This is a genomic window from Paenibacillus sp. NPDC056933 (assembly GCF_042674385.1).
Classification (GTDB): Bacteria; Bacillota; Bacilli; order Paenibacillales; family Paenibacillaceae; genus Paenibacillus.
On sequence record NZ_JBHUQN010000001.1, the window covers coordinates 3,112,355 to 3,139,097 of the forward strand.

At 47.2% G+C, this 26,743-nt stretch carries 25 protein-coding genes and 1 pseudogene; 24 read left to right on the forward strand and 2 right to left on the reverse strand.

What is annotated here, in order from left to right; all coding sequences use genetic code 11:
• Positions 1-9: 9 nt before the first annotated feature.
• The 15 genes from ACFTRD_RS13795 (at position 10) to ACFTRD_RS13865 (ending at position 15,663) form a co-directional block, all read left to right on the forward strand.
• Positions 10-555 carry a GrpB family protein gene (locus tag ACFTRD_RS13795; protein WP_379380646.1) on the forward strand — a complete coding sequence of 182 codons (546 nt, stop codon included), beginning with the start codon at positions 10-12 and terminating at the stop codon, positions 553-555.
• Between the two features lie 41 nt (positions 556-596).
• Positions 597-1,025: a hypothetical protein gene (locus ACFTRD_RS13800; RefSeq protein WP_379380648.1), complete on the forward strand. Its 429-nt coding sequence runs from the start codon at positions 597-599 to the stop codon at positions 1,023-1,025.
• A gap of 40 nt (positions 1,026-1,065) precedes the next feature.
• Positions 1,066-1,593: a cysteine hydrolase family protein gene (locus ACFTRD_RS13805; protein WP_379380650.1), complete on the forward strand. Its 528-nt coding sequence runs from the start codon at positions 1,066-1,068 to the stop codon at positions 1,591-1,593.
• 138 nt (positions 1,594-1,731) lie between these two features.
• Positions 1,732-2,286 (forward strand): GNAT family N-acetyltransferase, encoded by a 555-nt coding sequence (locus ACFTRD_RS13810; protein ID WP_379380652.1) that lies wholly within the window; start codon positions 1,732-1,734, stop codon positions 2,284-2,286.
• A 229-nt stretch (positions 2,287-2,515) separates the two neighbouring features.
• Entirely contained in the window at positions 2,516-2,998 is a 483-nt protein-coding gene (locus ACFTRD_RS13815) for a DinB family protein (RefSeq protein ID WP_379380654.1), read from the forward strand.
• 104 nt (positions 2,999-3,102) lie between these two features.
• Positions 3,103-3,966: a phosphotransferase gene (locus ACFTRD_RS13820; RefSeq protein ID WP_379380656.1), complete on the forward strand. Its 864-nt coding sequence runs from the start codon at positions 3,103-3,105 to the stop codon at positions 3,964-3,966.
• Positions 3,967-4,022: 56 nt separating this feature from the next.
• Positions 4,023-4,370, forward strand: a complete 348-nt coding sequence (locus tag ACFTRD_RS13825; protein ID WP_192269948.1) for a hypothetical protein — start codon at positions 4,023-4,025, stop codon at positions 4,368-4,370.
• A gap of 239 nt (positions 4,371-4,609) precedes the next feature.
• Positions 4,610-5,614, forward strand: a complete 1,005-nt coding sequence (locus ACFTRD_RS13830; protein ID WP_379380658.1) for an endo-1,4-beta-xylanase — start codon at positions 4,610-4,612, stop codon at positions 5,612-5,614.
• A 229-nt stretch (positions 5,615-5,843) separates the two neighbouring features.
• Positions 5,844-6,950 carry a response regulator transcription factor gene (locus ACFTRD_RS13835; protein ID WP_379380660.1) on the forward strand — a complete coding sequence of 369 codons (1,107 nt, stop codon included), beginning with the start codon at positions 5,844-5,846 and terminating at the stop codon, positions 6,948-6,950.
• A 10-nt stretch (positions 6,951-6,960) separates the two neighbouring features.
• Positions 6,961-8,745 carry a sensor histidine kinase gene (locus ACFTRD_RS13840; RefSeq protein ID WP_379380662.1) on the forward strand — a complete coding sequence of 595 codons (1,785 nt, stop codon included), beginning with the start codon at positions 6,961-6,963 and terminating at the stop codon, positions 8,743-8,745.
• 11 nt (positions 8,746-8,756) lie between these two features.
• A complete protein-coding gene (locus tag ACFTRD_RS13845; RefSeq protein ID WP_379380664.1) occupies positions 8,757-10,307 on the forward strand; it encodes a response regulator transcription factor in 1,551 nt (516 codons plus the stop codon).
• A 147-nt stretch (positions 10,308-10,454) separates the two neighbouring features.
• Positions 10,455-12,116, forward strand: coding sequence for an ABC transporter substrate-binding protein (locus tag ACFTRD_RS13850; RefSeq protein WP_379380666.1), 1,662 nt, complete (start codon positions 10,455-10,457; stop codon positions 12,114-12,116).
• 111 nt (positions 12,117-12,227) lie between these two features.
• On the forward strand, positions 12,228-13,193 hold the full coding sequence (locus ACFTRD_RS13855; RefSeq protein ID WP_379380668.1) for an ABC transporter permease: 966 nt from the start codon (positions 12,228-12,230) through the stop codon (positions 13,191-13,193).
• 13 nt (positions 13,194-13,206) lie between these two features.
• On the forward strand, positions 13,207-14,109 hold the full coding sequence (locus ACFTRD_RS13860) for a carbohydrate ABC transporter permease (RefSeq protein ID WP_379380670.1): 903 nt from the start codon (positions 13,207-13,209) through the stop codon (positions 14,107-14,109).
• Positions 14,110-14,547: 438 nt separating this feature from the next.
• The gene (locus tag ACFTRD_RS13865; RefSeq protein ID WP_379381358.1) at positions 14,548-15,663 is read left to right on the forward strand and encodes an MFS transporter; all 1,116 of its coding nucleotides are present in this window, start codon (positions 14,548-14,550) and stop codon (positions 15,661-15,663) included.
• Between the two features lie 16 nt (positions 15,664-15,679).
• On the opposite strand, the gene ACFTRD_RS13870 is transcribed toward ACFTRD_RS13865, so the two are convergent.
• Positions 15,680-16,120, reverse strand: a complete 441-nt coding sequence (locus ACFTRD_RS13870) for an Lrp/AsnC family transcriptional regulator (RefSeq protein ID WP_379380672.1) — start codon at positions 16,118-16,120, stop codon at positions 15,680-15,682.
• A gap of 181 nt (positions 16,121-16,301) precedes the next feature.
• Here ACFTRD_RS13870 and ACFTRD_RS13875 point away from each other — a divergent pair, with 181 nt between their 5' ends.
• The 9 genes and pseudogenes from ACFTRD_RS13875 to ACFTRD_RS13910 all read left to right on the forward strand — a co-directional run bounded on the left by ACFTRD_RS13875 (position 16,302) and on the right by ACFTRD_RS13910 (position 23,215).
• Positions 16,302-17,462, forward strand: coding sequence for a serine hydrolase domain-containing protein (locus ACFTRD_RS13875; RefSeq protein ID WP_379380674.1), 1,161 nt, complete (start codon positions 16,302-16,304; stop codon positions 17,460-17,462).
• Positions 17,463-17,549: 87 nt separating this feature from the next.
• Positions 17,550-17,726 carry a hypothetical protein gene (locus ACFTRD_RS13880; RefSeq protein WP_379380676.1) on the forward strand — a complete coding sequence of 59 codons (177 nt, stop codon included), beginning with the start codon at positions 17,550-17,552 and terminating at the stop codon, positions 17,724-17,726.
• Positions 17,727-17,870: 144 nt separating this feature from the next.
• On the forward strand, positions 17,871-18,197 hold the full coding sequence (locus ACFTRD_RS13885) for an immunity protein TriTu family protein (RefSeq protein ID WP_379380678.1): 327 nt from the start codon (positions 17,871-17,873) through the stop codon (positions 18,195-18,197).
• A 133-nt stretch (positions 18,198-18,330) separates the two neighbouring features.
• Entirely contained in the window at positions 18,331-19,149 is an 819-nt protein-coding gene (locus tag ACFTRD_RS13890) for a purine-nucleoside phosphorylase (RefSeq protein ID WP_379380680.1), read from the forward strand.
• A gap of 29 nt (positions 19,150-19,178) precedes the next feature.
• Positions 19,179-19,345: pseudogene (locus ACFTRD_RS32575) on the forward strand (DUF7639 domain-containing protein); the annotation flags it as partial.
• Positions 19,346-19,398: 53 nt separating this feature from the next.
• A complete protein-coding gene (locus ACFTRD_RS13895) occupies positions 19,399-19,938 on the forward strand; it encodes an SMI1/KNR4 family protein (RefSeq protein WP_379380682.1) in 540 nt (179 codons plus the stop codon).
• A gap of 45 nt (positions 19,939-19,983) precedes the next feature.
• On the forward strand, positions 19,984-20,424 hold the full coding sequence (locus ACFTRD_RS13900; RefSeq protein WP_379380684.1) for a GNAT family N-acetyltransferase: 441 nt from the start codon (positions 19,984-19,986) through the stop codon (positions 20,422-20,424).
• A 158-nt stretch (positions 20,425-20,582) separates the two neighbouring features.
• Complete coding sequence (locus ACFTRD_RS13905) at positions 20,583-21,818, forward strand: MFS transporter (protein WP_379380686.1); 1,236 nt, start codon at positions 20,583-20,585, stop codon at positions 21,816-21,818.
• 74 nt (positions 21,819-21,892) lie between these two features.
• On the forward strand, positions 21,893-23,215 hold the full coding sequence (locus tag ACFTRD_RS13910) for an LLM class flavin-dependent oxidoreductase (RefSeq protein WP_379380688.1): 1,323 nt from the start codon (positions 21,893-21,895) through the stop codon (positions 23,213-23,215).
• Positions 23,216-23,368: 153 nt separating this feature from the next.
• Here ACFTRD_RS13910 and ACFTRD_RS13915 read toward each other — a convergent pair whose 3' ends face one another.
• Positions 23,369-26,518 carry an alpha-mannosidase gene (locus tag ACFTRD_RS13915; RefSeq protein WP_379380690.1) on the reverse strand — a complete coding sequence of 1,050 codons (3,150 nt, stop codon included), beginning with the start codon at positions 26,516-26,518 and terminating at the stop codon, positions 23,369-23,371.
• Positions 26,519-26,743 lie beyond the last annotated feature (225 nt).

The window sequence follows — 26,743 nt, forward strand, 5'->3', positions numbered from 1 at the left end:
GAGGATTTCATGGAAAATCAATGGAGAATTGCAACGTATGATCCGGCTTGGAGGCATATGTTCCTCGATACCGGAATGAGTCTAAGAGAGGCGTTGGGAGAAAAGGCCTTACGGATTGACCATGTCGGATCAACTTCCATCGTTGGAATGGATGCCAAACCGATCATAGATATACAAATTTCCGTATCCAATTACGAAGATTTGCCTAACTACCAACAAGAAATCGAAGCGGTCGGTTTCATATTCAGAGAAGATAATCCGGATAAAACCAAACGATATTTTCGCGAAGTACCCGGACACAGGAGAACACATGTACACGTAAGGCAAGCGGGGAGTTTCTCTGAGCAGATGAACTTGCTTTTTAGAGATTATTTGAGGGAACATCCAGAGGAACGATTGAAATATGCAGAAGAGAAGCACAGGCTTATGGCCTTATACAAGGACCAGCGGTCAAAATACGTGGAAGGCAAAGGACCGATGGTGTGGAGCATATTAGAGAAAGCTCATATATGGTCCCAAGAAATCGGGTGGCAACCAGCAAAATCTGACGCATAGGAACATTCATTGTATAGGGATAACCTTATGGGAGTGGTGAGATGAACATTGGAAGAAAGCTGCTGACAACCGTTCTAACCATTATTAGTTTTACTTTAATTGCAAGTATAATATCCATGAATGAATCCTACAGCTTTGATTTTTATATTCTTGTTTATCTTGTATATGCGTCGCCCCTGATCACATTGATCGGGCTGCCGTTATCTTTATTGCTGGATTATCTGCTGAGTCGAATTCGTTTCGTTAATCAAGCCTTGTATCTAAGTTTCAGAATACTGGGTTACGCATGTGCTGGGGTCTTAGGTATGTATATCTATTATTTACTAATGGGCGCTGGAGAAGAAATTTTAAATTTTAAAGAGTCATTGATTGTAACCTTATTTGGCGTCCTAGCTGCTATAATATTTGTGTTGATCGATCTGGGATTGGAAAGTTTGTTAAAGGTGCGAAAACGGAAGAAGTATTCATAACAAGTGCTGATTTAATATTATTTTTCAGGAGGAATATAAGATGCCAACCCACTGTGCACTTCTTGTAATCGATGTTCAGGTAGCCATGTTCGATGAATCAGATCCCGTATATCAGGGGGATTTATTGCTTCAGAGAGTACAACACATCATTTCCAAGGCTCGGGAAAAAGGTCACTCCGTCATCTACATTCAGCACAGTGAAGGAGCAGGCAGTCCCCTTGAGCGTGGAACGGCAGGTTGGGCGATTCATCCGTCCATTGCGCCGATCACTGGTGACCTTGTTATTGAAAAGCAAACACCTGACTCGTTTCACGAAACAGATCTGAATCTGAAATTGCAAGAAAACGGAGTGACGGATCTTATTCTGACTGGCATGCAGACGGAGATATGCGTGGATACGACCTGCCGCAGAGCAAGTAGCCTTGGTTATGCAGTGACCTTGGTTCGTGATGCTCACAGCACATGGAATTCCAACATTCTTCAGGCTGAACAGATTATAGAACACCACAATTCGGTTCTGAGCATGTTTGCGAATGTGGTGGATACCGAAAATGTAATGAATGGATGAAATGAATTGACGATTAATAAAAGAACATTAAGAGAATGACGACGGAAAAAGAGTAGGGAGCTGCGACGATCGCAGCTCTTTTGTTTTTACCATATCATGGGTTATGATAGAAAGCACGAATAGATCGGAGGTGCTGATATGAAACAGATCCCAGCAGAGTGGAATTCAGACCGGCTCTTCATTTCCGATTTGAAAGAATCTGAGATTTTCGAATTGCAATCCATTGTTGATACGAGTAGCTATGTGCAACAATGGGACGGACGAGATCATGAGCCGGATTATGTGAGAACGTGTTTTGAAAAAGGGAACCTTCCTCCTGGAGGAAAACTGGAGAACTACCGAATTCAGACCATTCGTACGATACAGGAAAACAAAAATATAGGTGTGTTGAGCTTGTACCATGGTTACCCCATGGCGGATTCCGTTTATCTCGAATTTTTGTATATCCATAGTGAGACCCAGAAGCAGGGCTATGGGCAAGAAGTGATCCAAGCGTTAACCCGATTATTCTCCGAGCTAGGTTATAAGGAAATCAGAATCAACGTGGCACTCAAAAATTGGCCTGCACTACGATTTTGGACCAAATCGGGTTTTGATCAGATTAGCGGGATTTACGGAGACCTTGAACACTCAGACAAGACTTTTGCCAATATGGAACTGATCAAAAAACTTAAATCGCATGATATAAATTGAACTAAACATTTACACGAGAACGGAGAGGGCAGAAATAACCTGAAGAAGTGTAGCTAAAAGCTTTCTGAAAGAAAGCTGCATCGGAAGCATACACCTCGCCTTTATCCCCGGATTTTCCCCTTTGAAAAAGGGATTCCAGGGATAACAGCGATCGGAAGGTTGTTCTGTCATCGGAGTGCAAGTGTAAATATTCTTTAGTTCAATTTATATAGAAAAGGAGAATGGCTAAATGGAATCTTTCTTTCGTTATAACTGGATCGTGCGTGAGCAATGGTTTCAGTGGTGTGAGGACGTACCGCTGGAAGAGCTGCTTCGGCCCCGAACAGGCGGAGTAGGCAATATATTGCAAACGCTTTTTCATATCATAGATGTAGAGTGGAGCTGGCTCCAAGTATTGCAGGGTAAACCAGATGGTATGGAGAACTTTGAAGACTATAAAACACTGGAAGCTGTGCGACAATTCGAACGCAAGCTGCGACCGGATGTGGAGGCATTTGTTCTTTCCTGGAATCCCAGCATGGAAAAGAGACCCTATATCGATCCTGAATTGGATCGTACCCTAGTCAAGGAGTCGTGGGGAGAAGTGATGCGTCACGTGATTGCTCATGAGATTCACCATACGGGACAATTATCGGTATGGTCCAGAGAACTGGACAAGAAGCCTGTGTCTGCCAATTTCATTGGTAAAGGACTTATTACACCTGACAACTAGAGTGAAAAGGAGACTTTCAATCCGAAGAGAGTGCCTCTTTTGCCGAGATGGATGGCTTGGTTGTGGATGAGAATGATCTATTTTACAGAGAAGGGGCGGGCAAAATGAGGTTAACGTTGGAAAGCATCCGCTGGGTCGAGTTGGACGAAGAGATTCGCTGCCTGTTGGGAAAGCCATATCAGATGCTCCCCCTGTCACCAGGATTGGAAGCGGACGTTGTGAAGGTAGAATGCGCCGATCATTCTTGTGTGTTAAAAATATGGAACAAGGACTCCAAACCCAACATTCAGAACCAGTATGAGCTTTTATCTAAACTTTACGAAAGTAGAGTACAAGTCTCCAAACCATACGGTTGGGGAATGGACGTGGACCAGAATCAGGTTCTGTTAACGAGTTATGATGGGGAGCCTATAGCCAAGTTAAGCAAAACCAAACTGGAGCATTTGGCCCGACTATTAATTCAAGTCCATGGTTATGAGGTGAATGGTACGGAGAACGTGGGTTCAGACCTCATTCCCCAATATGATTTCCTTCAATACTTCTTTCCCTCGATCGACATCCATGAGGACATCCATCAGATCCTGACAAGCCTGCTTCAACAAATTGAATATAGGCAGGATAAGTTGATCCATGGTGACTACAACTTGGGAAATGTCCTGGAGGCAGATCATCAATACACCGTTATCGATTGGACGAATGGACAGCTCGGCGACCCGAGGTATGATATGGCGTGGTCCATTTTTTTGATGACGATATATGTGGGAGAACGAAACGGTAAGGTGTACAGTGCTCTATTCAAGAGTCTAACGGAATACACACCGGACGATGCGGAGATTTTTGAAGCGATGGCTTGTTTGCGCTGGATTCTATTAAAGCGAGTTGCTAATGTACCTATGGGTCCAGGTGTGATGCAGCGGATTAAAAAGATTATTGGCAATAATTCATATTTACATGATGAACTGCTGTAGTATTGTCCTAAACTATCCTTCCCTGCATACCTATGTTATAGAGGAGCGTGATAGGTATGGAACAGAAGGTGCAAACTTATTTTGAACTGAAACAGCAGCAGAAAGAAATTGAACAGCGTCTATCTGTGTTACGGGATGAGATTGTCGGGTATTGTGAGCAGCAGGGCGTCTATGAGACGCAAGTTGGCGGATATGCCGTAAAAACGGTACTTCAGCACCGGAAGGAATATGATGACCAGAAGCTGTACGCTTCCCTTCCCGATCCTGACATCTGGCGGCTGCTGTCCAAGGTGGACAGTCATAAGCTGAAAAGCCTGATCAAGCTGAACATACTGACGGAGGAGCAGATTAGTCCAGCTTGTACGGTGAAGCCTGTGACCTTATTGCAGGTGGACAAGCTGTAATCCTTCCACTATGTCATTATCATCAACTTTTTCATGGTCAGTACATGGTCAATACAAGACACCTCCCGTGGTATGTTGCGCTGTTGTCATCAGAGAGGGAATGCGGAGGTGTTTTGTATTGCTTTGGACGGAACTGGATGGAAATAGTAAAATATCAGGGGGTAAAAGGTTTAATTTGTTCATAGTAAGCGCATTCATAAAACGATATCATAAGGAAAAACCTGTGAGGGGGAAGCAATATGCCAACAGAAATTCCGTCTCTACATACTGCTTTTGATAGTAAATTCAAAATAGGCGCAGCCGTGAATACGAAAACTCTGCATTCTGAAGGGGCGTTTATCGCCAAACATTATAACAGCATTACGGCAGAGAACCAGATGAAGTTCGAGGAGATTCAACCGGAAGAGGGACGTTATACCTTCGAGGCTGCGGATGAAATCGTTGATTTTGCAGTAGGAAAAGGATTGGCTGTTCGCGGACATACACTGGTCTGGCATAATCAGACGCCGGCATGGGTATTCCGGGATGCTTCCGGTGCTCTGGCATCCAGAGAGCTGCTTTTGTCCAGGCTGAAACAGCACATCGACACCGTAGTGGGCCGTTATAAAGGACATATTTATGCCTGGGATGTTGTAAACGAAGCGATTGAAGACAAGTCGGATCTTGTAATGCGTGATACACCATGGCTTCAGCTATTAGGTGAAGATTACCTGCTTCAGGCGTTCAAAATGGCTCATGAGGCAGATTCCGGGGCTCTGCTTTTCTATAATGATTACAACGAGACCGATCCGATCAAACGTGAGAAGATATACAATCTGGTCCGGTCATTACGGGAGAAGGGGGCACCCGTGCACGGCATAGGCATGCAGGGTCATTGGAATATCCATGGTCCCTCGGTAGAAGAAATCCGGCTCGCCATTGAACGTTATGCTTCATTGGATGTGCAGCTGCATATTACGGAGCTGGATTTGTCCGTATTCCAGTTTGAAGACCGTCGAACGGATCTGACAGCCCCAACTGCGGAGATGGCAGAACTGCAAGAGCGTCGGTACGAAGAGATTTTCCAACTATTCCGTGAATATGAATCCTCGATTACGTCCGTGACGTTCTGGGGTGCGGCAGACAATTATACCTGGCTGGACAATTTCCCGGTGCGTGGACGTAAAAACTGGCCGTTTGTGTTTGATCAGCACTTACAGCCGAAGGAATCGTTCTGGAGAATCATTAAGGGGCAGCATCTGTAGCTCCATCGGAAATCATACGCCTTACTTTCAGCTACCCATTAGAGGCGGTTGCAAGTAGGGCTTTTTGGAATCGTTCATGATGTGAAGCTGGAGAGTCTTATATGCTCTCTGGGGGCCGGATTTTGCGGGGGACATGTCGAATGTCGATCGGAGTCATTCACATTACTAAAAAATATAAATTTATTGTCGGTTTTGCTGCTTGATGCCATACTGAGACAAAAACAGGGGAATGGCGGGTGAATCTATGTACAAGGTTATTGTGGCAGACGATGAACCGTTTATGCTGGAAGGCTGGAGGACGATGATTGACTGGCAAGCCTGCGGTTATGAACTTTGCGGAACGGCAACGGATGGTGAAGAAGCGCTCGCCCTGATTGGTACTGTGGAACCGGATCTTGTGGTAACCGATATCCAAATGCCTGTTCTGGATGGATTGGGACTGATTCGCACCATGCGGGAAGAGCTGGGACATACCGCCAAAGTCATTATTGTCAGCGGATATTCGGAATTTGCTTACGCCCAAGAGGCAATACGCTACCGGGTGGATGAGTACGTGTTGAAACCCCTGGTTACCGAGGAAATACATCAGGTGTTATTGGAACTGATCGGACCGCTGGACAAACGTAAAGAAGAGAAAAAACAGGTTGATGGCCTGGTTGCGGCGAAAGACACTCCCTTTGGTTCTGCGGATCTAGGGAAGATAGAAGAGTACGATCTTGAGCAAATGACGACCCTGTCCAGTCAAATCCTGGCCTGGATTGAAGCAGGTGATATAACCGAAATCGCCGCAGCAGTGGATGACATGTTGTATAAAAAGAGTAAGTCTGACGTTGGATGGATTCCAAATGTAGTTCGGTACATTCACGGTGAACTGCTCGGAAAGTATAGTGGAAATGATGAGGGGATGGTACTGCTTCGCGAGAAAGGGTGGCATGAAATCGATGGATGGTCATCAGGTACGTTGAAGCAACTCTTCATTCGTATAGCCCAGGTTTTGTCTCCATCTTCAGACTCCGGTTCAAGAGGCTTGGTTTCCGAGGCCATTGATTACTTGAAGAGGCATTATCGGAATAAAGTCACATTGCAGGAAGTAGCACAGTATATTCACGTGAACTCGGCCTATCTGGGCCAACAATTCAAGCGGGAAACAGGGGTTAGTTTCAGTGAATATGTGCACCGGATACGTATCGAAGAGGCGCGCAGGCTGCTGCGACGGACCAATATGAAAATTTCGGACATTGCATGCGAACTGGGGTATCATGATGCCGAGTATTTCACCCATAAATTTAAAGCGTTTACAGGCGAGCTTCCATCCGTGTACAAAAACAAAATTTAAGGGTGATCATGTGCGTAAAAAAATCTGGATGTTCCATAAAGTAAATGACATTCCTCTGCGATCCAAATTTTTGCTGATTTATGTGCTGAGCATCCTTCTTCCGGTCATTACGATTAATCTCTTTTTTTATCAACGTACCTCTGCCGACATTAAGGTTCGGGAGCAGGAAAATTTACGCAAGTCCATGGAGCGGGCGGCGGGCGAACTGATGGGCATGATCGATGAAAGTGTTGCACTCAGCCGAATGATTGCAGCAGATGATTCGTTGTATGAAGCATTGGATCGGACCTACCGTTCTCCTGTGGATTATTACAATGAGTACCATGGATTTTTGCGCGACAAATTAACTCGTTATATGTCTGCCAACATATTGGAGGTACGAATCTATACGGATAACCAGACGATTCAGACCGGCAGTCATTACATCGTAATGGATAAGGGGGCAGATTCTCTTCCCGGTCTAAAACAGTTGGAGAAAACCAGCGGCGGCATTATGGTTGTCGATTATAACGAAACTTCCGGATTTAATCCGGGCACACGAATCAGTGTCATTGGCAAAATGGATACCTACGATTCGTATGACAACTACGCGAAATATTCCAAGGTCGATCTCGAAGTCAGTCGAGTGTACAGCATTTTGAATCGAGAGACGGATAGTCTCCAGCTTCGTCTGGTCGACGGCACGAATCGTACCGTAGTCTCCAGCGGTGACGTAACCGAAGGGAACTTGGGGGCATGGGTCGATATGCCAACAACTGGAAGTAACGCAAAGTCTGAATACATGATGGAGAAATCACTCGGCAATCTGGCCTATCTGAAAGGCTGGAAACTGATTGGAATTGCAGATACAAGACATTTGGATCAGCTGTTGGAGGAAGCTCTTAATTCCATTTTGGGTCTGCTCGCTATCAGTATCGTTGTGCCTTCCGTGCTTATTTACATCATTCTGCGGTCCTATCATTATCGGGTTCGAAAACTGGCAAGACATATGGAGAAGGTGCGCAACGAACGGTTTGATCTCATAGACATTCATGAGGGGCGGGATGAGATTGGAGGGCTGATTCGTACATTCAACATGATGATTGGCATGATTCATTCGTTGATCAACGACGTGTACAAATTAGAAATCCGGCAAAAGGATCTGGAACTGGATCGGGTAAGAACTGAATTGTCCATGCTTCAAAGTCAGATGAATCCTCACTTTTTATTTAATACACTCAATGCCCTGCTCGTCGTAAGTACGAAGAATGGATATACGGAAGTCATCGAGATTATTAAAAGCCTGTCCTTGCTGATGAGACAGCTGCTCAGTCGTTCAGATAATCTGATTCCTCTTCAGGAAGAGCTCCAGTTTACTTCCCTTTATTTGCAAATTGAGAAATTTCGCTTCGGAGAGCTGTTTGACTATACCTTCGATATTGATCCAGAAGCAACGACTTTGCGTATACCGCGGATGAGCATTCAGCCTCTGGTCGAAAATGCATGCAAGCATGGATTGCAGGCCCGTAAAGCCGGGCGACTGATTAAAGTGACTGCCAAACTAAGCGAGTCTGGGCTGGATGTTCGTGTGATTGACAATGGTATTGGCATGGATGAAAGCAAGCTGAGTCAGCTGCTAAGAGACATGCGTTCCGACCGACCATTGGATGGAGGGCATGTGGGACTACGTAATGTTTATCGGCGATTGGAGCTTTTTTATGCAGGGGATGTGAACTTTACGATTAATAGTGAAGCCGGGACTGGAACAGATGCAGGGTACCATATTCCTTACGCCAGACTTGCATTGAAAGAATAGGAGGTGCAGACATGTACAAAGTATTGCTGGTGGACGATGAGCCATTTGCCATCGAAGGGCTCCAATTATTGATTGATTGGGAGAAGCATGGGTTTGAGATAGGAGGCGTATGTGCCAATGGTGAAGAAGCCATTGATGCCATTTGCACAGCACAACCTGATCTGGTCGTTACGGACATTCGGATGCCAGCCATGAGTGGGCTGGAATTGATTGAAGAAGCACGTCGTCGGGGGCATGATTCCACGTTATTTGTCATTACAAGTGGGTACAGCGACTTTAATTATGCCAGACAGGCGATCCGTTTGGGCGTATCCAATTATTTGACCAAACCGGTTGTTGGACCGGAAGCTGATGATATGCTGGAACGATTAAGACAAGAACTACAGGAACGGGAAACGCTCGAACGGATTCGTGAACAGGCGAAAGAGCATCGAATCAGGCGGGTTTTAACGGAGCTGGTTACGGGGGCAGAACTGGCTGATGGTCAGGAGAGAGCATGGCTCATGTCCGAGATGTCAGAAAGAGCGAATCAGTGGACTTATGTGCAGGTCATGTTTGAAGGGGAAGTTTCAAGTCATGCCCGTTCTGTCCTGCAGCAAATAGCAGAGAAAGAAAGCTGCTGTTATCTGATCGATAGTGGACAGACGACCTGTGGCATCGTATGGGGTGAAGCTCATTCCAAAGCAACCGGGGTGACAAGTTCACTTCGAGCTTTCGCTGAGAGGGCTCTCGCGAGTGTGCAGAATGAGGGCTCTGCCGAAGTGAAGATGGCTATAGGTCTGCCCGTGCATGAACTGGAGGAATTGCCCGTATCCTACAGTTCCGCAGTAGAGGCTGGTCGTTTCCTGTTTTTCAGTGAGAGTAGTGTCATGTTCGCTGAGGATATACAGGAGCAGCCATTGCTGTTTGATCCTGGAACACTGATTGAGGCCGACGATATTATGGAGCAGTTGGAGAATGGTTCGACTGAAGAGCTCTTGGTATCTGTTCGGAGAGCGTTCGACAGGTTCAAGCAGGACATGGCTGCACCGGAACTAATCCATATTTTTTCGACCCAAATTCTGTTTCGGGGTCTCGCTCTCTGCAAGGAGCTAGGGGGCGAACCCAATACTCTGATTCAGGAATCCGTACTTCAGATGAGTCGAAGGCATCATCGAAATATTGAAGAATCGGCCAGTATGCTGGAGGAATTCTGTCTGAAATGTCAATCGGAAGTGATGACACTTCGGCAAAAGCAGGTTGGAGGAACCCAGGCGATGGTGGCCGAATATCTGCGCAGTCATTATAAAGAGACGTTTACGATCAGGGAGCTTGCCGAGCAATTTTACATCAATCCAGTGCATCTGGGGCAGTCTTTCATGCGCAAATATGGCAAGGGTGTATTGGATGTTGTACACGATCTGCGAATGGAAGAAGCGAAGCAGCTCCTCCGGGAGACAGAGCAGACTTCCTGCGCCATTGCAGAAGAAGTGGGTTACAGAAGTTATCAGTATTTCCTGAAACAATTTGAGAAGAGGTTGGGCATGAAACCGGCAGAATACCGACAACAGTCTGTCAGGTAAAGGAACAATGACTTCGTTGTTCGGTTTTTACGTTTCCATATTCTGAAAAAAAGGGGGGGAGGAGCTTAAATCTGTTTATTTTGTAACCGCATACATTTCTTCATAATAAGAGCAGTAAGGCAAACCACTTCCAAGGAGGGGCAATACATGGGGGGATTGAAGAAAAAGAAACTTTGGGGTTCCGTTTCACTCGTTCTGGCCTTTAGTTTAGCATTGGCCGGATGTAGCGGAGACAGCGCCAAAACGACTACACCCGACGGCAAAGAAGTATTAAACATCTCAGCTTTTATTGGTACACCGAATCAGGCACCTACTCAAGACAACCGGATTTACAAAAAGATTGAGGAGGAACTGGGTGTCAAATTGAACATGGAGTTCCTGGTAGGAGACCTGCAACAAAAGCTGGGCGTTATGATTGCTGGTGGAGATTTCCCGGATCTGATTACAGCCGATACGAAGCTTGTCTCAGCCGGAGCGGTTATTCCGCTGGAAGATCTGATCGAGCAGCATGCACCTAACCTGAAGAAGCATTTTGCAAAAGACTGGGAACGGATGAAAGATTCCAGTGATGGACATATCTACTGGTTGCCGAACTACGGCGTGTACACCGGAGAATTTATCAGCAACTATTACTCTGGTCCTGCGTTCTGGATTCAGAAGTCAGTTCTGAAAGAGGCAGGCTATCCAACACCTAAGACCCTGGATGATTATATGAAGCTAATTCGCGATTATACTGCAAAGCATCCAACTACGGAAGATGGTCAACCAACTATTGGCTTCACCACACTTGCTTCCGACTGGAGAACCTTCCCGTTGCTTAATCCACCGGAGCATCTGACAGGTCATCCGAATGATGGCGGCGTCGTGGTAGATGATAAAGGCGTAGCAACCGTATTTGCCGATAAGGATATCTCCAAACAGTACTATAAAGAACTGAATAATCTCTATAATGAAGGTTTGCTGGATAAGGAAGCGTTTGTTCAAAACTATGATCAGTATCTGGCTAAAATCTCTTCGGGACGCGTCGTCGGCATGTTCGACCAGCACTGGAATTTCCAGCAAGGTGAGGACCCGCTCGTAGCCCAAGGTAAAATCAGTCAAACATACGTCGGATTCCCGCTTGTATATGATACAAGTATCAAAGATCACTACCTTGACCGACCGGTCATCAACCTGAATAACGGCTTTGGTATCAGTAAAGATGCCGAGGACCCGGTAGCGATCATCGAGTTCCTGGATAAGCTTATGGATGAGAAGTATCAGAAGCTTCTGTCCTGGGGTGAAGAAGGCGTAGATTACATGGTCAATGATGAAGGAAGATTCTATCGTACACCAGAGCAACGTACACAGCAGGAAGATCCGGCATGGAAGCTGGCTAACAAGGCAGAAGGCTTCTACGGTGCAGCACCGAAAATGGAAGGAACTTTCGAAGATGGCAATGCGATCGGAGCAACGAATCAGCCTGAAGAATTCTATGACAGCTTGAAGCCAGAGGATAAAGAATTGCTGGATGCTTATGGATACAAAACATGGAGTGATTTCTTCTCTCCTGCTCCAGAGAATCCAGTGTACTATCCAGCATGGCAGGTGGACCTGAAGGAAGGTTCGGATGCTTCGGTAGCGAACAAACAAATGACCGATACTTCCCTGAAGTTCTTGCCTAGAGCAATCATGTCAAAAGCGAATGAGTTCGATTCGATCTGGAACGAATATGTGGACGCTTACAAGAAAATTAACGTGAAGGCTTATGAAGAACGGATTAACGAGCAACTGCAATGGCGGATTCAGAACTGGACTGTAGAAAAATAAAAAAGTGGCAGTGGATGTTCCCCCGGGAGGCACGAATGGAATGAATGCCATTCGGAGCCTTCCGAGGCTTCCATGCAAACGGCCGCTGTATGTTAATAGGAGGAGTGAAGGATGGCAAACACGCCAGGAGCCATACAAGATCAATCCGCTCCAACCATCGTTGCCAAGACGCCTTTATTAAAGCGTTTACGCAGTCAGAAGCAATTGATGTTCATGTCTCTGCCCATTGTTGCGTACATTTTGGTATTTTCGTATTATCCAATCTGGGGCTGGGTTATGGCCTTTCAAAATTACAGTCCGGCGAAGAGTTTCGCGCAGCAGGAATGGGTCGGACTTAAGCACTTCAAGTTTCTGCTTACGGACGACGCGTTTCTGAACGTGCTTCGCAACACGATTGCCATGAGTGTCATTAACATGGTGCTTGGATTTGTAACGGCTATTGTTTTTGCGATTCTCCTTAATGAGATCAAAAACAAGTTCTATAAACGGACGGTTCAAACGATTTCGTATTTACCCCACTTCTTGTCATGGATCATCGTAACAGGGATTGTGGCAAGTTCATTATCCGTAGACGGCGGGATTGTCAATGTGGTCTTGATGAAGCTGGGATTCATTCAGGAACCCATCATGTGGCTTAGTGTCCCGGAATACTTCTGGGGAATTGTCGGTGCATCGCATGTATGGAAAGAGGTAGGCTGGAATGCCATTATTTATCTGGCCGCCATTACATCTATCGACCCCTCGCTCTATGAAGCAGCTGAGATTGATGGAGCCAACAGGTATAAGAAAATGCTGTATGTAACACTGCCTGGAATCAAGTCCATTGTCATTATCCTGTTGATCATGAACATGGGATGGATTCTGGAGGCAGGATTTGAAGTTCAGTACCTGCTCGGTAACGGGGTTGTCGTTGACTGGTCTCAGACCATTGATATCTTTGTCTTGAAATACGGATTGCAGATTGGTAACTATTCACTTGCTACCGCCGCAGGCATTTTCAAAACGGTCGTTAGTATTACGCTAATATTTGCAGCCAACTCGATTTCCAAACGTTTCGGTGAGGACCGATTAATATGAGGAGGACACATCGATGGGAATGAACAAGTCTCGGCTTGAGCCGATTGTCTTCCATACATTAAACGGCGCACTGATGGTCTTTATTGCGGTCGTGACCCTGTATCCGTTTCTGAATACTCTTGCCATATCTTTTAATGCGGGCAATGACACCATTCGAGGAGGCATCTATCTATGGCCGCGGGAATGGACGGATCAGAACTACAGAGCCGTATTTGCCGGAGGAACCATTTTCCAGGCCTTCGGAATCTCTGTGGCGAGAACAGTATTGGGTACAATCCTTAGCCTGTTCCTGACTTCGATGCTGGCCTATACGCTAAGCCGTAAGGACTATATCCTTCGTAAGCCGATTACGATTGTCGTTGTGCTCACGATGTATTTCAGTGCAGGTCTGATTCCGACCTATTTCTTGATGAAGGATCTGCATTTGCTTAACAACTTCCTCGTCTACATTATTCCTGGCCTGATTAGTGCGTTTAACATGATTGTTATCCGTACGTATATTCAGACGCTCCCCGAGGGTCTGATTGAATCGGCCAAAATTGACGGGGCAGGCGATTTCAGAACGTTCATATCCATCATTCTGCCGTTGTGTCAGCCTGTGCTGGCAACCGTGGCGCTGTTCGTCGCTGTGGGGCAGTGGAATTCATGGTTTGATACGTTCCTGTACGCTTCCTCCAAGCAGAATTTGAGCACGTTGCAATACGAATTGATGAAGCTGCTGTCTTCGTCCATGAATTCCAACAGCAGCGCGGCAGTCGCCAACGGTGCAGATATTGGGGCGGCGCGTAACATGGTTACGCCAGTGTCCATCCGGGCAGCTATTACGATTGTGGCGGCTCTGCCAATACTGATTGTCTATCCGTTTCTGCAAAAATACTTCGTCCACGGTTTGCAACTGGGTAGTGTGAAGGAGTAATCCACAAGGAAGTGCAGAGTATGGAGTATAAATCAGATAAGAAGAAAATCGGTCACAAGGTGGCCGATTTTTTGTTGTACATTAAAATGAAAGAATTAAACGAAAACAGGCAAGCCTTTACCTTCCCCCTTTGTGAACCCGAGTTCGGATGCGGCCATATAAGGATAGTAAACGCTAATAAGCGGCATCCGTGGATGCCGCTTATTAGCGTTTACATTGAAATCCGAAGTGAAACACCGAAATAAACCGGATTATCTTCCTAAAACGATCGATTTGCCGTTAATTAAGTATGCCAAATATGGACCTGATTTTATAAGCTTATTCTTGTAGGCCAAAGGCTTTTGGACCTGGAAAAATAAAGGATAAAGGAGAGTCTTCGTGAACGCGAACAAAGTGGTAAGAGAACGTCTTCCATGGTCAGGTTTGCTTGCTTTGGCTATGGCTGGATTTATATGCATTCTTACAGAAAGTCTGCCGGCGGGGTTGCTGCCGCAAATAGCACAGGATCTGGAGATCGGGGAAGGTATGGCAGGGCAACTCGTCACATTATATGCGGTGGGTTCTCTTCTGGCAGCGATCCCCTTGACAACGGCTACACGTGGATGGAGACGCAGGCCGCTGTTATTGCTCTGCATCCTTGGTTTTCTGGTATTTAACACCATTACGGCCGTTTCTTCGGTGTACGGAGTGACCCTTGCTGCCCGTTTTATGGCGGGTGTATCTGCTGGCGTATTGTGGGGAATGACTGCGGGTTACGCACGCCGGATGGTTTCAAGCTCGTTAAAGGGAAAAGCGATGGCAGTGGCTATGGTGGGCACACCTTTGGCGCTTGCACTGGGCGTTCCGTTGGGTACCTTTTTGGGCAATTACGCAGGATGGCGCCTTATTTTTGGAACAATCTCATTATTGACGGTTGCGCTTGTATTTTGGGTGCTATGGAAAGTACCTGATTATAAGGGGGAGCCTGCTCGTCATCAGCTTGCGCTTTATCGGATTTTTGTTATTCCCGGGGTACGTCCCATATTGTTTGTTGTTCTGGCCTGGGTACTCGCCCATAACATTCTGTACACGTATATATCACCTTATCTGGGCGAGACCGTGCTGTCCAAACGGGTTGATCTGGTTCTGCTGATCTTTGGAGTGACTTCGGTGATCGGTATATGGATTATTGGGTTGTTGATTGATCGTTACATGAGGCTGTTAATTCTGATCAGTCTAGTGATATTTGCGCTAGCTTCGCTGGCCATGGGGGTTTTTATACATCAACCGATGATGATCATTATGGGAGTAGGCGCCTGGGGACTTACATTTGGAGGAGCAGCAACGTTGCTGCAGACTGCAATTGCGCAAGCCGGGGGCAAGAGTGCCGATATCGCCCAATCCATGCTGGTGACAGCATGGAATCTGGGAATCGGGGGAGGGGGGATCGTCGGAGCCATCCTTCTGGAACAGATGGGGGCACGTTTCCTGCCGATTTCTCTGATCCTGTTGATCGTTATGGCTTTGTTTGTCACCTGGTCCGCCAGAAAACATGGTTTTCCCAAGACAGATTAAGAACGAAATGAATCATTTATACCACATTCGTTCCTTCGATGAGATTTTTGGTTGCAATAGGTGAAGATATCGCGATGAGGGTGGTGTAGGTACCGTATGGATCACATCGGTCCCCAAACGCTTCGAGATCAGCAATTGAATCCGTCATGATCTTTAACAGGTAGTTATGCTCTCCGCTCACGCGATGACATTCGACCACTTCCGGTGACGAGCGGCAGAAATCAAGAAAGGCATGACAATCCCGTGTGCGAAAAAGAAGATAGGAAGTGCTGGACCTCCCTATTTTCTGTGGAGAAATGATGGTGCGGTACTCCTCGATTACACCGCTTTCTTCCAATCGCTTCACGCGTTCTGTTACGGCGGGTTGAGATAAACCTACCAGCTTGCCCAGCTCTGTCATGGATAGCCTTGCCTGGTTTTGCAAATGAAAGAGGATATTGGTATCGATTTGGTCCATGAGATGGCCCCCTTTTAAATTATAGGAAATACTTTGTAAATACCTTTATATTTATGGCGGATCCATACGGATAACTTCGTTGTCTTATGTAATGCGGATGAGATCATTTATATAATAAGCACACTTACTTTAAATAATCAAGGTACACATGGAGAGGAAGAGTGAAATGGGAGACAGAGATATGAAGATTAATCTTGCATCTGTAGAAGAAGTGATTAACCGTACGTTGGCAGAAAAAAGAATCGTGGGTTCCGTTGTTCAGATTGCCTGGAAAGGGGAGCTCGTTTATAAAAGCGCTGCTGGATTCGCCGATCGGGAGCAGAACAGACGGATGCAAGAAAACGCACTGTTCAGGTATGCTTCTGTAACCAAGCCGATTGTATCCACCGCCGCCATGGTATTGATATCCCAGGGTAAATTGAAGCTGGATGACCTGGTTGTGAAATGGCTTCCTGAATTCCGTCCCAAACAGCCAAATGGGGAAATTGCCTCCATGAAGGTTCATCATCTGATGACACATACGGCAGGTTTAACGTACCGCTTTTTTCAGGAAAACGGGGGAACGTACGAACTTGCCGGAGTATCGGATGGGATGGATATTGTTGGCATTACGCTGGAAGAAAATTTGCTCAGGATTGCTTCTGCTCCACTGCTGTATGAGCCCGGGAAGATGTGGAGATATTCGATTGCAACAGATGTGCTTGGTGCAGTCATTGAGAAAGTGACCGGGATGACACTGCGGGAGGCAGTACAACGGCTCGTGACTCATCCACTAGGCATGAAGGACACGGATTTTGTTGCTGTGGATCCGGAGAGAATGACTGCTGCCTATGCTGACAGTTCCAACAGTTCTGGTCAACCTCGTCGCTTGGGAGCAGAGGAACATGTTCCTTTTATTGAAGGAACGGCGGGCTTCCGCCTTGCACCAGAAAGAGTTCTTGATCCATCGGCCTATCTCTCAGGCGGCGCGGGGATGGTTGGAAGTGCAGGAGACTTTCTTCTTTTGCTTGAAACGCTGCGTCAAGGTGGAGGCTCCCTTCTTCCAGAGGCGCTGGTTACCGAGATGACGACCAATCAGATTGGCGATCTTGTCATGCCTTATTGGCCGGGCAGGGGATTTGGCCTGGGATTCACGTTGCTGAAAGATCCGGTAGAGGCGGGCACCTCGGAGTCTGCTGGAACGTGGCGTATGGGAGGAACCTATGGTCACTCGTGGTTTGTTGATCCGGCAGAAGAGCTGAGCGTTGTTGCGTTCACGAATACAGCTCTTGAGGGCATGTCAGGCAGGTTTACGACTGAACTGTGCGAGGCTGTCTATGAGGGGATTGGGCGAAAGAGATAACTTGCATTATGGATTAATATGGAAAAATATGATAATGTAGAGCAGTAGGTTACGTGAATTCTAAATTTTCCGAAATGAGATGAGAAGATGGATCGCATCCGTAATTATCTGTTTGTTTTCGCAGGGAATTTTCTAGTTGCCTATATAATCTTTCCTGAAAGAACCATTGGTAAATCCGTGATGTTCGCTGCACTGATGCTGTTGCTGAGCATGGGGATGGATCTGATGAAAAGCAAAAATCAGCATTCGCTGGAGCAGCAGTGAGGCCGCTTGTCACTGCATCTTGATGCGAAATACCTTGTCCATTTAATGAATGGAACCGATTCTCGACAGAGGATCGGTTTTTTGTGTACAGTTGAAGTATGGATGACATAAAGGATGGTCAAGTCTGAATAGGGAGCTGTTCATATGATCCGAAACCAATTGAATCAATGGGCCGAGCAATATGCGGAACGGCTGCAATCGTTGGGGATCTCGACGGAGCGAGTTAAGGCGGAAAGTGTTGGTCCACACCTCATCCCTGATCCTTCAACCGGATTCATTCATGAGTCCAAGTATGCCCTCGGTCAGGTGACCGTTTGGGAATCGAAACAAATGGAATATGAGGTTGTGAACATCGAGACGGAAGAACTGATTTTATGGAAGTATGTTGAACGTATTGAGAGTGACGAACCTGATTTTAATGAAATGTTGAGCGAATATTTCGAGGTGTTACAGTCCGGGGTTCAAACTTAACCGGGTTCGGGAGGAGAACCGAGGCCCTTCTTTATTCGGCTTCCATTTACATGATCCCTATTGTTCATTACACTTGGTTTATCGTTACTATTTTAAAAATCCAAAAACTCGGATTATCAGGGGGAATATATTCATGCATCAATCTACACATATTCAGGAAGCCAGAGATTACATATTAAGCCGTATTAACGCCAAGCCTGTCGTGGGCATGATTCTGGGATCAGGGCTGGGGGCGCTCGCGGACGAGATCGAGAATGCTACGGTCATTCCCTATACGGACATTCCCTATTTCGCTCAATCTGAAGCTATTGGGCATGCGAATGAATTGGTCATCGGAGAGCTGATGGGCAAGACTGTCGTTGCGATGAAAGGACGCCTTCATTATTATGAAGGGTTTACGCTTGGTGAAGTCACTTTCCCGGTTCGGATAATGAAAGCACTGGGCGTCGAGCAGTTGATTATCACCAATGCATGTGGAGCGATCAATACCAGCTTCGAACCGGGACAGCTTATGTTGATTACCGATCATATCAATCTGGTGGGTAACAATCCCTTGATGGGGCCGAATAATCCCGAACTGGGTGTACGTTTTCCGGATGTGTCACAGGTGTACAACCGTGAACTGCGCAGTATTGCCATGCAGGTAGCGGAGGAGCAGAAGGTTAGTTTGCAGCAAGGGGTATATGCATGGTGGAGCGGTCCGGCGTATGAAACTCCAGCGGAGATTCGCATGATTCGTACGATGGGAGCGGATGCTGTGGGCATGTCCACGGTACCTGAAGCGATTGTGGCCATTCATGGTGGCATGAAAGTACTGGGCATTTCTTGTCTGACCAATATGGCCTGCGGCATTCTGGACCAGCCGTTAAGTCATGATGAAGTGATTGAAGTGGCAGCGAAAGTGAAAACAACCTTCATCGGACTTGTTAAAGGTATTTTGAAAGAGATGTAATTAAAAGAGGATCTTTTCTTCCTCTTCATGCTTACCATATGTATCTGGAGGACCCTAGTGGGTTCAACCGAGCCCATCTGAAGGGGAAATATAACGTGTGCCTGAACATCAGTGAATATACCTGGGCGATATGGATACGAAGGATATGGACTATCAGCGAATTATCTATAATCCTGAGGATAAACGGGAAGTGTAGGCTTTCCGGTCCGGCAGGGACGACCTATTTTTTATAAAGGTGGATGATGTGAAATGAACGAACAGGCTGAGCTGTTGTGGCAACGTATTATTGCAAAAGGCGCGAGCGCAAATGCGGATTTTGAGGCTTCGCTCAATCTTCAGCCCGGTGCGACAAACGAAGATTTTCGATCCGTGGAGAATGAACTCGGCGTGACATTGCCTGAAGAGATGAAGGCTCTGTATCGAGTGCATAACGGACAAGTCTGGAGTATTGGCGTACAATCCTTTATTCGTAATCTGACATTGTCACCACTGGATCAGGTGAAGGAGAACTGGGCGTTTTTGCAGGAAGAATTCGACCCGGACGAGATGGAGCCCGAGATTGAAGATGATGCGATTAAGCCTGTGCTGTGGAACTGCAAATGGATTCCGATTGCTGCCAATGGTGGCGGAGATTATCTGTGTCTGGACACAGACCCATCAAGTTCTGGAACTGTGGGACAGGTGTTGTACTTTTGGCATGATTGGGGACATCGGTCGGTTGAGGCTGCGGGATTATTTGAATTTATTCAGAAGTGTATGGAAGAAGAGGATGAGGACGATGAAACGTAGGCGGCTCGTATCCAGAGTATTTAATCCGGGAAAGGAGTCCATCCAATGATCCAGATAACGTTGCGTCAATCCGAGCAGGCAGATCAGGAGACCCTCGCTGATTTGCGAGCCTTGGCTCTGTATGATGATCTAAACAGGCTGGGAAGGTACGATGAGGTGAAGGTTCGTGAACGTTTCCGTAATACATTTGACCCGGAGTATACATGGATTATTGAAGTGGAGGGTAAATTGGTGGGTTGCGTAGCACTGAAACCCAAGACGGAGGCCGTTTTACTGGAACATTTCTATATCCATCCCGATGTTCAGGGACAGAAAATAGGAACTCAGGTGTTAAACACACTGCTGGAACGGGATGAAGTTCAGGGAAGGCGTGTCATTTTAAATGTATTACAGGGCAGTCCGGCTCGGCGTTTGTATGAACGATTTGGATTTGTTTTGGACAGTGAAGATGAGGTGGATGTGTTCATGTCCGTTCATGTGCAGTAATCGTTATGGTTCAAAATAACAAGCATTCAACAGACCCATTCATTTAATTCTTGAATGGGTCTATTGAACTTTTCTATTATACTTTCCAGTAACGGTACCCTAATATGGTTAATAACCTACTTTTTATATAGGAATTATATAGTATGGAGAATGCCAAGATGCCGCATTGGAAGCGAAATCTGTATATTCTGTGGTTGGGCCTGTTTTTCAATCATATGGCATACACCTTGTCCGTTCCATTCTTTCCGCTGTTTTTGCAAAAGGATCTTGGTATCCAGAGTGGACTGGAAGTCTGGTCCGGCGTCTCGATCTCAATCAGCTTTCTGATCAGCGGATTATGTGCTCCTTTCTGGGGATCGCTGGCTGACAAATACGGCAGCAAGCTGATGCTGATCCGTTCAGGTGTCGGGCTTGCCATTGCCCATTTGGCTAACTATTTTGTTCATGATCCTTATACGTTTATTGCTGTGCGAATATTCCAAGGGCTCATGGCCGGTTTCAATCCCGCCTCCATTACACTGGTCGGCACTAATACACCGGAGAAGCATGTTGGTTATGCGCTTGGCGTCATCTCCACCTCCACGGCTGCCGGGGGAATATTTGGACCGCTTGTGGGTGGCGTGATAAGTCATTGGATCGGGCTACGTGGATGCTTCATCGCATCGGGGATCATTACGCTGCTCTCGGCCGTGATGGTGATCTGGGTCAAAGAATCCCGCAGTTCCCGCACAGTGGTTCGCACAAACATTCTGGGCGATGTGAAAAAGGCGGCCTCCACTCCCGGATTAATGCGGATCTATGGTCTGATTTTACTTGTTTCGACGTCCGTGCTCATAATCGAACCGGTGCTAACGCTCTATGTTGTGCAGATAGGTGGAAACGTCGATCGTGCAACACTCAGTGCAGGGATCGTTTTCTCGGCGATCGGCGTGGCTACTGTGATTATGGGACCGCGCTGGGGACGGATTGGCGGGAGGATCGGGTACGAGAAAACGCTGTTTATTGGTCTGCTGGGCGGCGGAATAGGCAGTCTCCTGCAACTGACTGCGTATAATCTCATTTATTTTGGAAGTCTGCGATTTGTCTATGGGCTGTTCTTCGCCGCGGTGTACCCGGCGCTCAATGCTCTGATTATCAAATATGCTGACCACGATTTTCGGGGCAGAGCCGTCAGTCTCAGTCAGACCGCGAGTCAATTCGGTATTGTACTTGGACCGTTAATCGGTGGTTTTCTTGGCGGATGGACAGGAATTCCTTTTGTATTTCTCCTGACAGGAATTGCACTTCTGGGAGCTGCCTGGACAGTCCGGGTAAGCGAAAGGAATCAGGCGAATAAACCGGGATTGGGCATTGCAACAGCAGCAGAAGCAGGCGGAAACAGCATTAAGAAATGATTGAAATAACTCACAAAGCATAAAGGGATACTCCGACTGAATGGGACATTACCAGAACATAGGGAGGAATTAATATGTCACAACGACGATTGAGATTGGGAGCGAATTTGAGTGGAGTTGGCAACAGTATCTCTTTTTGGCGGCACCCGGATATACCGATCAATGCGAGCGTAAATCTGGATTTCTACAAGAAGCAGGCGCTTAAGGCGGAGGAAGGCAAGTTCGATCTTCTCTTTATCGCGGATGGTCTCTTTATTAATGAAAAATCCAATCCTCATTTTCTCAATCGCTTTGAACCTCTTACTCTTTTGTCTGCGCTCGCGGGGGCAACCTCGAACATCGGGTTGGTCGCCACATTGTCTACTTCGTATAGTGAACCATTCACCGTTGCCAGACAGTTCGCCTCTCTGGATCAACTAAGTGGAGGGAGAGCGGGATGGAATGTAGTCACTTCACCATTGGAAGGTTCGGCCCTCAATTTTGGCAAAGGCGAACATCCGAACCACGCGCTGCGCTACGAAATTGCGGAAGAACATTTGAACGTGGTCAAGGGTCTGTGGGATTCATGGGAGGACGATGCGTTTATCGGGGATAAAGAAAATGGCGTTTTCTTTATCCCATCCAAGCTACATACGCTGAATCACAAAGGAAATCATTTCTCTGTACAGGGACCGCTGAATGTGGCACGTTCCGAGCAGGGACATCCGGTCATCTTCCAAGCCGGTTCTTCTCAATCCGGCAAGGATCTGGCAGCCAGATCGGCAGATGCCGTGTACACCGGTCATGAGACGTTGGAAGAAGCAAGAGCTTTCTACAAGGACGTTAAGGCAAGAGCGAAGGCGTATGGACGTAAGGCAGAAGATATCCTGATTTTCCCTGGCATCGGTCCTATCGTGGGCAGAACGGAGGAAGAAGCCGAGCGCAAGTATCAGGAAATTGCGGAACTCGTCAGTATGGATCAGGCGCTGAATTATTTGGGACGTTACTTCGATCATTATGATTTTTCCCAATTCCCGCTGGACGAACCTTTCCCTGAGATCGGGGATCTGGGCAGCAACAGCTTCCGCAGTACAACGGACAAGATCAAGCAGCAGGCACGAGAACAGGGATTGACCCTCCGCCAAGTGGCATTGCTTGCATCAACGCCTCGCACATCCTTCATCGGTACACCGGATCAGATTGCCGATCAGATTCAGGAGTGGTTCGAGGGCGAAGCCGCGGACGGTTTCAATATTCGTACGGTTGTGCCGAACGGATTCGCAGACTTCGTTGATCTGGTTGTGCCGGTCTTGCAAGATCGCGGGCTGTTTCGTACCGAATATGAGCATGAGACACTGCGGGGTAATCTGGGGCTTGAGATTCCACGCAATCGTTATACATTGGAGACGGTAAAATAAATCCATGATCATTCATCGAACTTGCTTTCAGTTCGGAATGCTATAAAAGCGATTCGAAAGCGCCCTTGTTGTAACGACAGCACAAAGAAGCCAGCAAGTCGCCCATCATCGGGGACTTGCTGGTTCTTTGGTTGATCTGTTGCAGTTATACGATTATACCCTTAGATCAATCTCAAACGTCTTGATCTCATACGGCTCAAGAGTAAAAGTTACCAGCGTGTCATGCAGGAGTTCACCATCCGGCACTTCCATTAGATTGCATTCTCTCCACGCATGAATCCGTAGATCGCTTGTCAATTCCAGCCTATTCATGCTGCCGGAATAATCATGAACGCGAACGATGACACGATCGGAATCCTCGGCCTTCTTGACTGCCGAAATCATGGCTGTGCTGCCGGACAAGGTGAACATGGAGCGACTTGGCTGCTCTGATTGACCTTGTGTATATCGAAGTGGAACATTCAGAAGCCAGGCCTGCTGCATGGTTCCACCAACCAGCCAATCCCCTTGGTGCGGAAGAAGAGCATAGGTGAAGCGGTGGAGCCCTTGATCGGCATGTGGATCAGGATGCGTCGCGCTCTTGATCAGGGTTAACCGCATCACGTTATCTTTAATGTTATAACCGTATTTGGAATCATTCAGCAAGCTGACGCCATAACCTCTGTCGGACAGATCAGCCCATTGATGGCCAACGGTTTCGAAACGTGCCCAGTCCCAACTTGTGTTCCAGTGCGTCGGCCGTTTAACGTTGCCGAACTGAATGTCATAGGTCGCTTCGGTGGAGCGGATACCGACAGGGAAGGCAACCTTCAGCAGTTGCTGTTGTTCATGCCAATCCACCTCAGTGTCATAATCGATCCGCCGATGCCCGGCATATAAAGTCATGTTCTGCGTAATGGTGGAGTCAAGGTATTCCCAAGCGAAGCGGATCACGGCCTGAAGTGGCCCAGTCTCTATGACTTCAATGCTGGTGCATTTCGTAATCTCTCGCATATTTTCCTGATAGAAGATATCAATATCCCAGGCTTCATGTGCCAGCGGTTTATCCTCGAATACCTGAAGCACATTGGCTCTTGCACCTTTGGCAAGCACCTCGCGTTGAGACTCTTTATCGTAAAGGCAGGTCAACTGTCCATCTTCGTTCCACTCGAGCTGATAGAACGGTGTCTCGATCCCATTCGTTGTATGGGTGAATGATGGATGCACAAGGCTGTCGTTTACCGTACTAATCTGGAAGTGAATTGTGGTATACCCCAGCGAAGGAATATCCTGCACCTCAACGGACCAACCTCCATCCTGGTATTGAGCATTCAGGATTACGCCGGAATCGCTCAGCCAAGCCCCTGTTTCCAGTTCCCCTGAAGCCGCAGGAATGTTCACGATCTCTGTAACGACCCATGGGGAAGCGTTCCAAATAGTATACGTATAAGGAGATTCTCCGCCGCCAGCGATAGCGGTCCGGGCCTGCGTGTCCACGTTACGGCCAATCTGCTCGGCTTCTGCATATTCAATTCTGCTGTCCTCATACACTTCCGTGATGGAGGAACCGGGAATGATGTCATGGAATTGGTTGCGCAAAATGATTTTCCAACCCGCTGTCAGGGACTTTGCTTGATACAGATTCCAGTCATTGTGCACAATACTTTGCAATGCATTCAGCCATTCCGCTTCACGATAAGCCAGCTCAAGCTTGCGGTTCATCCGTTTGTTGTACGCCTGGCTGGTATACGTTCCACGGTGATATTCCAGATACAGCTCGCCATCCCATGTATGGATGTACGAATCGGTCTTCTCCACAGTTTCCTGCAGCTTCTCAAAATAATCATCCGCGCGTCCTGTCGTGACTTTGGGTAGTCCGGGCAACTGATCTAACCGCCGTCTCATCTCCAGCATTTCGCGGTTGACCCCGCCTCCGCCATCGCCATATCCGTACGACAGAAGCAGATCCTGGTTCATCTCCTTATCGCGGTAGGCATCCCAGATGCCCTTAACCGTCTTCGGAATGATCTTGCCGTTATAGGTATAGAACCAGGAACCCGGCTCGGACCAAGGCTCGGGTGTAGTAATGAAGTGGGTTAGTACTTCCGAGCCGTCAATTCCGCGCCAGTGGAATGTATCGAATGGCATGCGGTTGTATTGGTTCCAGCTGATTTTGGTCGTCATGAACGTATGAATGCCGGATTTTTTCAGAATTTGCGGCAACGACCAGCTGTAGCCGAACACATCTGGCAACCACAGATATCGGCATTCTGTTCCGAACTCTTCTTTTAGAAAACGAGTGCCGATCAGTAACTGCCGAACCAAAGATTCTCCCGAGGTCAGGTTGCAGTCTGCCTCAAGCCACATGCCGCCACCCGCTTCCCAGCGACCTTCAGCGACACGTTCCTTGATGGACTCGTACAGTTCCGGATAGTCCTCTTTCACATATTCGTACAACTGAGGTTGTGTTTGGAGGAAAACATACTCTGGGAACATTTCCATCAGGCGCATAACGGTAGAGAAGGAACGAGCGCATTTCTCACGCGTATGCTTCAACCGCCACAGCCAGGCAACGTCAATATGAGTATGGCCGATACAGGTGACAGTCACATCAGAGGCTTTGTCCATCGCACTCAGTCGAGTATTCAGGTCATCCCTTGCGTCATGGACAGATGCATAGAAGACATCGGATTTAGGCTGCGACCAGTCAATGAGGCGGAAGGATTGCTGGAGCGCATGAAGCAGCTTCGTACGTTCCGGTGCATGGGCATCCAGAATACGGACCGTTTCCAGAATCGCTGACCCTGTAAATACAAGATCATCTACAGCTTCATCCAGCCAGCACAGTTCTGCCTGCCTGAACGTATGTGTCTGATTGCGGGGCTGACCGCCGCCTTCCAGACCAGACCATAATCGGAAGACCAACTCGCTGGTGCTGCCTGCCGCAGAGGCTGGAAAGAACACTTCCTTGTGGTTGGAATCCACGCCTTGATAAGGCTTGCCATCCCAGTAGAACAGCGACTCAAAGCCGGAATTGTTACCACCGCCGGTATCGCCAAAATCAAACAGGCCGACAACCCGTTTATCCTCCCAGGAGGAAGGGAACTCGGCTTTTGTACGCAGCCACAAATAGAGGTCTCGACCGGACCAGTTTTCTCCTGTATGCATAGGCTTCCAATCGCTACCGTCCGCCGGAGGGGCAGGGTTAATCTCTTCCCTGCGATCTTCACAGGCAAGAAAAGCATGTAAAGGTAAACGATCCCGGTAACGGAGCTCGGATAATTCATTGATACGTGCTTGAAGTTTGTTTTCAGTAAGAAACATCGTTAAGAACCCCCAGTACATTTTATCGGGGAGTGATCCATATGTAGAGAGCATCCAAAGCGAGTATGTATTACATATATTCATAGGGGAATGCGCCCATTATAGCGCTTCCATTCGCTTTTGACAAACCAAAATATGGATTACGTATCCTGGGAGCAGATGATTGTCGAATTTAACCAAACGGTGATACACTGAGTTGGAAATGGGTCTGAGGAGGTGTTCAGG

What these genes read in the sequence shown, in the direction of transcription:
- ACFTRD_RS13795 (WP_379380646.1), top strand. Translation starts at nt 10, where the DNA reads ATGGAAAATCAATGGAGAATTGCAACGTATGATCCGGCTTGGAGGCAT.
- ACFTRD_RS13800 (WP_379380648.1), top strand. Translation starts at nt 597, where the DNA reads ATGAACATTGGAAGAAAGCTGCTGACAACCGTTCTAACCATTATTAGT.
- ACFTRD_RS13805 (WP_379380650.1), top strand. Translation starts at nt 1,066, where the DNA reads ATGCCAACCCACTGTGCACTTCTTGTAATCGATGTTCAGGTAGCCATG.
- ACFTRD_RS13810 (WP_379380652.1), top strand. Translation starts at nt 1,732, where the DNA reads ATGAAACAGATCCCAGCAGAGTGGAATTCAGACCGGCTCTTCATTTCC.
- ACFTRD_RS13815 (WP_379380654.1), top strand. Translation starts at nt 2,516, where the DNA reads ATGGAATCTTTCTTTCGTTATAACTGGATCGTGCGTGAGCAATGGTTT.
- ACFTRD_RS13820 (WP_379380656.1), top strand. Translation starts at nt 3,103, where the DNA reads ATGAGGTTAACGTTGGAAAGCATCCGCTGGGTCGAGTTGGACGAAGAG.
- ACFTRD_RS13825 (WP_192269948.1), top strand. Translation starts at nt 4,023, where the DNA reads ATGGAACAGAAGGTGCAAACTTATTTTGAACTGAAACAGCAGCAGAAA.
- ACFTRD_RS13830 (WP_379380658.1), top strand. Translation starts at nt 4,610, where the DNA reads ATGCCAACAGAAATTCCGTCTCTACATACTGCTTTTGATAGTAAATTC.
- ACFTRD_RS13835 (WP_379380660.1), top strand. Translation starts at nt 5,844, where the DNA reads ATGGCGGGTGAATCTATGTACAAGGTTATTGTGGCAGACGATGAACCG.
- ACFTRD_RS13845 (WP_379380664.1), top strand. Translation starts at nt 8,757, where the DNA reads ATGTACAAAGTATTGCTGGTGGACGATGAGCCATTTGCCATCGAAGGG.
- ACFTRD_RS13850 (WP_379380666.1), top strand. Translation starts at nt 10,455, where the DNA reads ATGGGGGGATTGAAGAAAAAGAAACTTTGGGGTTCCGTTTCACTCGTT.
- ACFTRD_RS13855 (WP_379380668.1), top strand. Translation starts at nt 12,228, where the DNA reads ATGGCAAACACGCCAGGAGCCATACAAGATCAATCCGCTCCAACCATC.
- ACFTRD_RS13860 (WP_379380670.1), top strand. Translation starts at nt 13,207, where the DNA reads ATGGGAATGAACAAGTCTCGGCTTGAGCCGATTGTCTTCCATACATTA.
- ACFTRD_RS13865 (WP_379381358.1), top strand. Translation starts at nt 14,548, where the DNA reads ATGGCTGGATTTATATGCATTCTTACAGAAAGTCTGCCGGCGGGGTTG.
- ACFTRD_RS13870 (WP_379380672.1), bottom strand. Translation starts at nt 16,120, where the DNA reads ATGGACCAAATCGATACCAATATCCTCTTTCATTTGCAAAACCAGGCA.
- ACFTRD_RS13875 (WP_379380674.1), top strand. Translation starts at nt 16,302, where the DNA reads ATGAAGATTAATCTTGCATCTGTAGAAGAAGTGATTAACCGTACGTTG.
- ACFTRD_RS13880 (WP_379380676.1), top strand. Translation starts at nt 17,550, where the DNA reads ATGGATCGCATCCGTAATTATCTGTTTGTTTTCGCAGGGAATTTTCTA.
- ACFTRD_RS13885 (WP_379380678.1), top strand. Translation starts at nt 17,871, where the DNA reads ATGATCCGAAACCAATTGAATCAATGGGCCGAGCAATATGCGGAACGG.
- ACFTRD_RS13890 (WP_379380680.1), top strand. Translation starts at nt 18,331, where the DNA reads ATGCATCAATCTACACATATTCAGGAAGCCAGAGATTACATATTAAGC.
- ACFTRD_RS13895 (WP_379380682.1), top strand. Translation starts at nt 19,399, where the DNA reads ATGAACGAACAGGCTGAGCTGTTGTGGCAACGTATTATTGCAAAAGGC.
- ACFTRD_RS13900 (WP_379380684.1), top strand. Translation starts at nt 19,984, where the DNA reads ATGATCCAGATAACGTTGCGTCAATCCGAGCAGGCAGATCAGGAGACC.
- ACFTRD_RS13905 (WP_379380686.1), top strand. Translation starts at nt 20,583, where the DNA reads ATGCCGCATTGGAAGCGAAATCTGTATATTCTGTGGTTGGGCCTGTTT.
- ACFTRD_RS13910 (WP_379380688.1), top strand. Translation starts at nt 21,893, where the DNA reads ATGTCACAACGACGATTGAGATTGGGAGCGAATTTGAGTGGAGTTGGC.
- ACFTRD_RS13915 (WP_379380690.1), bottom strand. Translation starts at nt 26,518, where the DNA reads ATGTTTCTTACTGAAAACAAACTTCAAGCACGTATCAATGAATTATCC.